Origin of the sequence: Micropruina sp. (assembly GCF_027492755.1) — a bacterium.
Classification (GTDB): domain Bacteria; phylum Actinomycetota; class Actinomycetes; order Propionibacteriales; family Propionibacteriaceae; genus Micropruina.
The window spans coordinates 1-6,687 of record NZ_JAPUED010000194.1 but is presented as its reverse complement, the minus strand read 5'-3'; the positions used below and the strand labels follow the sequence as shown (position 1 = coordinate 6,687).

The following is a 6,687-nucleotide window of genomic DNA, read 5'->3' as shown; positions in this document are numbered from 1 at the left end:
ACTCGTGAAAGGAGTCGCCATGACCCTCACCAAGAACGTCCGTCGGATCGCCGCCGGAACCCTCGCCGCCGCCGCACTCGGCGTCGCAGCCGCCACCAACGCCCACGCGCACACCACGTCCGGCTGCACCGTCGAACCGCTGACGCCGGTCTACTCCTACACCCAGTCCAACGGGGTGAAGGTGCTCAACTACCGGATCTCGGTCAACTGCCAGTCCGGGCGCACCGCCTACATCACCCAGGAACGGTACGAGGAGGACGGCTGGCCCAACCCCGACGACCACGTCGGCACCAGCACCTTCTCGGCGCGCGGCGTCACCACGCTGGACAACTACCGCACCCTGGTCGACACCGAGTCCGGCCAGGAGGAGATGTACCAGCAGATCCGCTTCTACGTGCGCAGCGACAACGGCGTCACGTCGGGCTGGACGGGCTGGCACAAGTCCGGCGTCCGCTCGTTCTACAACTGATCCGGCCTCGGCCCCAGTTGCGCAGTTCCCACACCCAATCGCTCGCCTGACTATTTCGGGCTCGCTGAATTCAGCGAGCGGCAAACAGTTAGGCGAGCGTTGGTGTGTCCGCGGGCTCAGTCCAGCCGGCGGTAGTCGTGCTGCAGCACCCGCTCACGCCACTGCGTCCACGGGTGGGCGGAGTGGGTCAGCCCCTGGTACACCTCCGGGTCGACATCGAGGTAGTCGTAGCCGCCCCCGCTGCGGAAGATGAGCCGCAGGGTGCGACTGTCGGCGTCGTAGCCGATCTCGCTGACCGCCTTGGACGTCCACAGCCGGGTCATCTCCATGTCCCAGTCCTACATCAACTCGGGCAGCGAGCCGGCCAACTGCTCCCAGCCCTCGTGCGCACCGCGTTCCACGATGCCGAATTGGGAGATCAGCGCGACCCTGCGTTCGGTGTGGTCGTACAGCTCAAGGGACGAGGTGGGGCCGTGCGGGCCGTGCAACCGCAGCAGCAGGCAGTGCTGCACGTCCGCCGGACGGATCTCGAGAATCGCCTCCTCGGTACCGACCGCCGCGACCCCGGCGGCATGCGCCACCGACTGCACGGTGTTCTGCACCGCGTGCATCGCGGCGTCGGAGAACACCGCGATGCCCAACGGCAACCCGATCGCGCAGGCGTGCTCGAACACGTCGACGACCGCGCCCGGATCGATGTGCCGGTGCGGCAGGAACGGCGTCCGGTTGGTCGTCCAGGTGAGCAGGTCGTCGATGCGTTGCAGCTGGTCGGGAACCTCAGCGCCGCTCGTGGTGCCGTCGGGGTAGACGTCGAGCCGCGAGCCCGGCAGGCCGCCGCCGAGGCGGACCAGTCCCTCGATCACCAGCCGGTCCTGGGGCAGCAGCGGATGGCAGCGGTGCACCGGACGTCCGTCGGCGCCGCACAATCTGAGCTCGGGCACCGGAGCTTCGCCGGGCTCGGCGTGTGGCGGTTCGATCAGCATGGCGCCGGTCAGGGCGTCCGGATCCAGCCGGAGCGACACCCAGCCGGGCTGCACCCGGAACGGTCCGCCGGGCACGCCCGGGTCGGCGTAGGCCGCCACCTGGGTGAGCCGGGCCACCTGATTCTCGGTGATGGCCGCCGGGTGTTCGAGCAGTGCCAGCGTGCGCAGCACGTCGTCCATCGCCACCGAGAGCCGACGCAGCGAACAGCCGTGCTCGCAGCGTCCGGCACGGCAAGCCGGGCTTTGCCCCTCGCGGTTGGGGGGCATCGGGTCAGTCATCTCAGTACACGTCCCTCAGGTAGCGCTTGTCTCTCTTCAGCGCGGCCACGTACTCGGCCGCGTCGTCGTCGCCGCGGCCGCGTTGCCCGGCGATCAGCTCGATCAGTGCCCGGTCGACGTCGCGCGCCATCCGGGACGCGTCGCCGCAGACATAGATGTGGCCGCCGTCCTGCAGCCAGCCGTAGAACTCGGACGCCTGCTCGCGCATCCGGGTCTGCACGTAGATCTTCTGCGCCTGGTCGCGGGAGAAGGCGAGGTCGAGCCGGGTCAGCAGCCCGCTCGCCCGGTAGCTCTCGATCTCGTCGGCGTAGATGAAGTCGCTGGCCCGGTGCTGGTCGCCGAAGAACAGCCAGTTCTTCCCGGACGCGCCGCGCGCGGCCCGCTCCTGCAGGAAGGCCCGGAACGGTGCGACGCCGGTGCCCGGGCCGATCATGATGACCGGCGCCGAGTCGTCGGCGGGCAGCCGGAAGGCCGCGTTCGGCTGCGGGAAGATGCCGAACTCGGCGTCCTCGGCCCGGTCGGACAGGAACGTCGAGCACACCCCGTGATGCACCCGCGGCCCCCCGTGCCGGACGGCGGCCACGGTCAGGTGGATGCGGTCCGGGCTGTGCAGCGGACTCGACGAGATCGAGTAGGCGCGATGCTGCAGCGGCCGGAACACCCTGGTCAGGGCATCGATGTCGAGGTTCACCTCGGGTAGCAGGTGCAGCAGATCGAGGGTGTCCTTGCCCCACAGCCACGAGTCGAGCGCGTCGCGTTCAGCCCGGACGACGAGTTCACCCAGCTCGCTGCCCGGTGCCCGCTCGGCCAGCAGCGTGAGCAGATCCTTGGACGGCGTGGCGATCTCCCAGCCGCGCTCCAGCTGGGCCCGCAGCGTCGACTCGCCCACCACGGTGTCGGGGTCGTGTCCGAGCCGCTCCAGCAGCAACTCGACCAGTGCGGCGTCGTTGAGCGGGACCACGGCCAGCGCGTCCCCGGCCTGATAGTCGATGCCGCTGTCGGCCAGGGCGATCTCGAAGTGCCGGATCTCCTTGGCACTGTCCGGCCCGGACAGCAGCCGGTTGGCGACCAGCCGGGTCGGGAACGGCGTCTTGCGGTTCCACCGCGGGCGCTCCCGGGCCGGCGCAGGGGTCAGGGACGCGGCCGCCGGCACGGCACCCGCGGACGGGGCTTCGGCGGCCAGCAGGTCGAGGACCTGCTCGATCCAGGCGGCCGCCGGTGCGTCGTAGTCGGTGTCGCAGTCGACCCGAGGCAGCAGCCGGGTGGCGCCGAGCTGCTCGAAGCGCAGGTCGATCAGCTTGCCGGCCTGGCAGAAGTCGTCGTAGGCGGTGTCGCCGAGCGCCAGCACCGCGAAGCGGACGTCCTCCAACCGGGGCGCGGCCTCGGAGCCGAAGTCGTCCCAGAACAGCCCGGCGTTGTCGGGCAGCTCGCCGTCGCCGTAGGTGGAGGTGATCACCAGCACCCGTTCCAGCTGCGTCAGGTCGTCGAGTTCGACGTCGTTCAGCACCCGCAGAGTGGGCGCCATCCCACGGGCCTGAGCGGCATTGACCAGATCTTCGGCGAGCAGCTCACTGCAGCCGGTCTGGCTGCCGTAGAGCACGTCGAAGGTGAGGGTGGCGATGGCGGACGCTCCGCCCTCGTCGCGTTTCGCAGCGACCAGGCCGGTGAGGAAGCCGTCCAGCCAGGCCCGCTGGCCGGGGCTGAACGGGGCGTCGACGGTGAGGTGCGTCATCATGCCGTCCGATCCAGGCTGCGGACGGCGTCGGCGGCCAGGTCGTTCAGCGCCGCCTCGGCCAGCAGCCGGTCGAACCGGGCCCGGTCGGTGCGCGCCTCGTTGCGGGCGCGCTGGTGCAGGATCCAGCCGTAGGTACCCGGCGCGTCCATGCCGCGCACGTTCCGCAGCTCCAGCGAGCGGGTGTAGTCGGTCAGCCGACGCGATGAGATCAGGGTGGCCAGCTCGGCGTCGGTGAGCGGGTCGAGCCGGTCGCGCAGGTACTTCATCACCTTCTGCATCACGAAGAAGTCCTCGGTGAGGATCAGGGTGCGTGCCGTGGTGTGCCCACGCTGCTGGGCGATCTGGTTCGCGATCGAGAACACCGTGTACGACGACAGCAGGCCGAACATGTCGTCGGCTTCACCAGCCGGGACGCGTCCGTCGAGCACCGGACGCCCGTCGCGGTAGTGCCCCTTGAGCACCCGGACCTGTTCGCTAGCCACTGAGGTGGCCAGTTCGTCGAGCAGCTGCCGCCGGGTGGACGCGGCCAGGATCGCGTCGGCGTCCTGGGTGAGCAGCAGCGCCCGCGGCATGCCGCAGAAGATGTGCTCGCGGGCCACCTCCCAGTCGGCGAGCAGCTGCGCCGCGAGCCTGGAGCCGGTGGCCTCGTGGTGCCAGCGGATCAGCAGCCGGGCCGCCTCGGCGTGGAAGCCGCCGTACTCCTGGTCGGTGATGCCGAAGACCAGCAGCGAATCGTGGCTGACCCGGCCGCGTACCGTGCCGTCCGGGTCGTACTGGTAGAGGAAACCGCCGCTCATCCCGTTGCCGAGGCCCTTGCCGGCCGAGCCTAGGTTGAGCACCGCGCCGTTGGTCATGTACTCGCAGCCGAAGTCGCCGATGCCCTCGACGACCGCGGTGGCACCCGAGTTGCGGACGGCGAACCGGTCGCCGGCCTCGCCCTGGACGAACGTTCGCCCGCCGGTGGCGCCGAACAGCGCGAAGTTGCCGATCAGCACATTGCCGCCCGGCTCAGCGCTGCCGCCGCCCGGGGTGCGGACCACGATCCGGCCGCCGCACTGGCTCTTGCCGACGCCGTCGTTGGCGGTGCCGGTGTGCACCAGTTCGAGGCCGTCGTTGCAGAAGGCGCCGTACGACTGTCCCGCCGAGCCGTTGGTACGGATCCGCACCGCACCGTCGTCGAGATAACTGCGCCCGCGCTCGTCGGTGAACACCGCGGGCAGTCCGGCCAGCACGTCGGGGTCCAACTCGTGGTTGAGCATCCGTTCGGCGTCGATCGAAAGCTGCCCGCCGACCGATTTGTCGCTGTTGTGCAGCCTGCCGGCGTCCAGTTCGACACTCGGCTCGGCACGGTCGATCAATGCGGTTCTGACCTCCTCGATCAGGGCGTCGTCGACCGCGTAGCTCTTCTCCAGGTAGACCGGATCGTCGACCCGACGCTCCGGTACCCGGGCCAGCATGGCCCGGACGTCGAGGCGTCCGACACTGGCCGGGTGGTCGAGCAGCTGGGCCAGGTCGGAGCGTCCGCGGGCCGCCCGCAGCGAGCGCAGCCCGAGCCGGGCCAGGATCTCCCGGACGTCGTGGGCGACGTTCAGCAGGTACTGGGCGAGGGCCCGCGGGTCACCGTCGAAGACCTCCGGGTTGGTGGTCAGCCCGGCGGGGCATTTGACGTTGCAATTCTTCGCCATCACGCACTTGAGCATCATCAGCGCGGTGGTGCCGAACTCGAAGCTGTCACCGCCCAGCAGCGCCGACATCACCACGTCGCGTCCGGTCTGGTGGGCGCCGGAGCAGCGCAGCACGATCTTGTCGCGCAGCCCGTTGGCGACCAGCGCCTGGTGCACCTCGGCGACGCCGATCTCGGCGGACCGGCCGGCGTACTTCAGGCTGGTCACCGCCGCCGCGCCGGTGCCGCCGGTGTTGCCGGCGACGTTGATCACGTCGGCGCCCGCCTTGGCCACGCCGACCGCGATGGTGCCGATGCCCTCGGACGACACCAGCTTGACGATCACCCGCACCCGGGCGGCCTTGCAGTCGTGGATCAGCTGCGCCAGGTCCTCGATCGAATAGGTGTCGTGATGCGGTGGCGGGGAGATCAACTCGACGCCGGGCGTCCCGCCGCGGGCCGCGGCGATCTCGACGGTCACCTTGGCGGCCGGCAGCTGACCGCCCTCGCCCGGCTTGGCGCCCTGGCCGATCTTGATCTCCAGTTCTTCGAGCATCGGGTCGGCGAGGTAGCCGGCCCAGATACCGAACCGGCCGGACGCGAACTGCTTGATCCGCGAGCCGCGGATGGTGCCGTAGCGGGAGAGGTGCTCGCCGCCCTCGCCGCAGTTCGACATGCCGCCGACCATGTTGGTGCCGTGCGCGACCGCCTCGTGCGCGGTGGCCACCAGGGCGCCGTGGCTCATCGCGCCGGACGCCAGCGTCCGGGCGATCTGGTGTGCGGGCTGGACGTCGTCCAGACCGATGCTGGCCGGGGCCGGCGCGAGCAGGCCGAGGAAGGACGCCGTCCGGCCGGTCACCTGAACCTCCAGCGCGTCGGCGTTCACCGTCACGCTGAGGACGCCGCCCGGGTCGTGGCCGGTCAGGAAGTCGGCGAACGCCGCATAGCGGTCGGCGTCGCCGCCGGCGACGTCGGTGAACCGGATCAGGTACCGGTCAGAACCGACCGGCTCGACGGCCAGCCCGCGGACCAGGATGCTGGCGTTGCCGTCGATCGAGAACCGGGCCAGCTCATGCTCGAAATCGGACGCCGTGTGCAGCCCGGCGACATCGGCGGGAAGCGCCAGCACGTCGCGCAAAGCGGAGGGCCGGCGGGCCCGCTCGGCCCGGGTCGCGGCCAGGAACTCGCGGTAGCCGGGGGTGATCCGGAAGGTGTCGATCTGCTCGTGGGTGAGCGCGGCCAGGCCGTTGTTGGCGTACGCCTCGTCGCTGATCCCGAAGGCGCCCTCCAGCTGATCGAGGGTGAGCCGGGCCAGGGTCGCGTCTTCTTCGGAACCGTCGTCGAAACGCCGCGGCTCCTCGGTCATCCCGGCGAAGCCACGCACCGCGGTGGTACCGAACGAATGCCCGGCCCCCTCGGAACGCTCCTTGAACAGGCCCAGCAGCGGCACCTGTGATTCGGTCTGGACGACGCAGCCGCGGGCGTGCCATTGAGCGGCCGCCTGCGCGATCCGGCTGAACCCGACCCCGCCGACCGGGGCCGCCATGTGCGGGAAGCA

At 70.5% G+C, this 6,687-nt stretch carries 5 protein-coding genes; 1 reads left to right on the top strand and 4 read right to left on the bottom strand.

Annotated features, from left to right (window positions below):
• The coding region (locus Q0066_RS13525) for a hypothetical protein (protein WP_298133756.1) at positions 1-469 on the top strand (469 nt) is incomplete at its 5' end.
• Positions 470-585: 116 nt separating this feature from the next.
• Here the strand turns inward: Q0066_RS13525 and Q0066_RS13520 are convergent.
• The 4 genes from Q0066_RS13520 to Q0066_RS13505 form a co-directional block, all read right to left on the bottom strand.
• Positions 586-798 carry a KTSC domain-containing protein gene (locus Q0066_RS13520; RefSeq protein ID WP_298133754.1) on the bottom strand — a complete coding sequence of 71 codons (213 nt, stop codon included), beginning with the start codon at positions 796-798 and terminating at the stop codon, positions 586-588.
• Between the two features lie 9 nt (positions 799-807).
• A complete protein-coding gene (locus tag Q0066_RS13515) occupies positions 808-1,731 on the bottom strand; it encodes a hypothetical protein (RefSeq protein WP_298133753.1) in 924 nt (307 codons plus the stop codon).
• 1 nt (position 1,732) lies between these two features.
• Positions 1,733-3,463 (bottom strand): sulfite reductase flavoprotein subunit alpha, encoded by a 1,731-nt coding sequence (locus tag Q0066_RS13510; RefSeq protein ID WP_298133751.1) that lies wholly within the window; start codon positions 3,461-3,463, stop codon positions 1,733-1,735.
• The coding region (locus Q0066_RS13505) for a glutamate synthase-related protein (protein ID WP_298133749.1) at positions 3,463-6,687 on the bottom strand (3,225 nt) is incomplete at its 5' end. The genes Q0066_RS13510 and Q0066_RS13505, both read right to left, overlap by 1 nt.

Coding starts and splice junctions, on each gene's coding strand:
- Q0066_RS13510 (WP_298133751.1), bottom strand. CDS start 3,463: ATGACGCACCTCACCGTCGACGCCCCGTTCAGCCCCGGCCAGCGGGCC.
- Q0066_RS13515 (WP_298133753.1), bottom strand. CDS start 1,731: ATGACTGACCCGATGCCCCCCAACCGCGAGGGGCAAAGCCCGGCTTGC.
- Q0066_RS13520 (WP_298133754.1), bottom strand. CDS start 798: ATGGAGATGACCCGGCTGTGGACGTCCAAGGCGGTCAGCGAGATCGGC.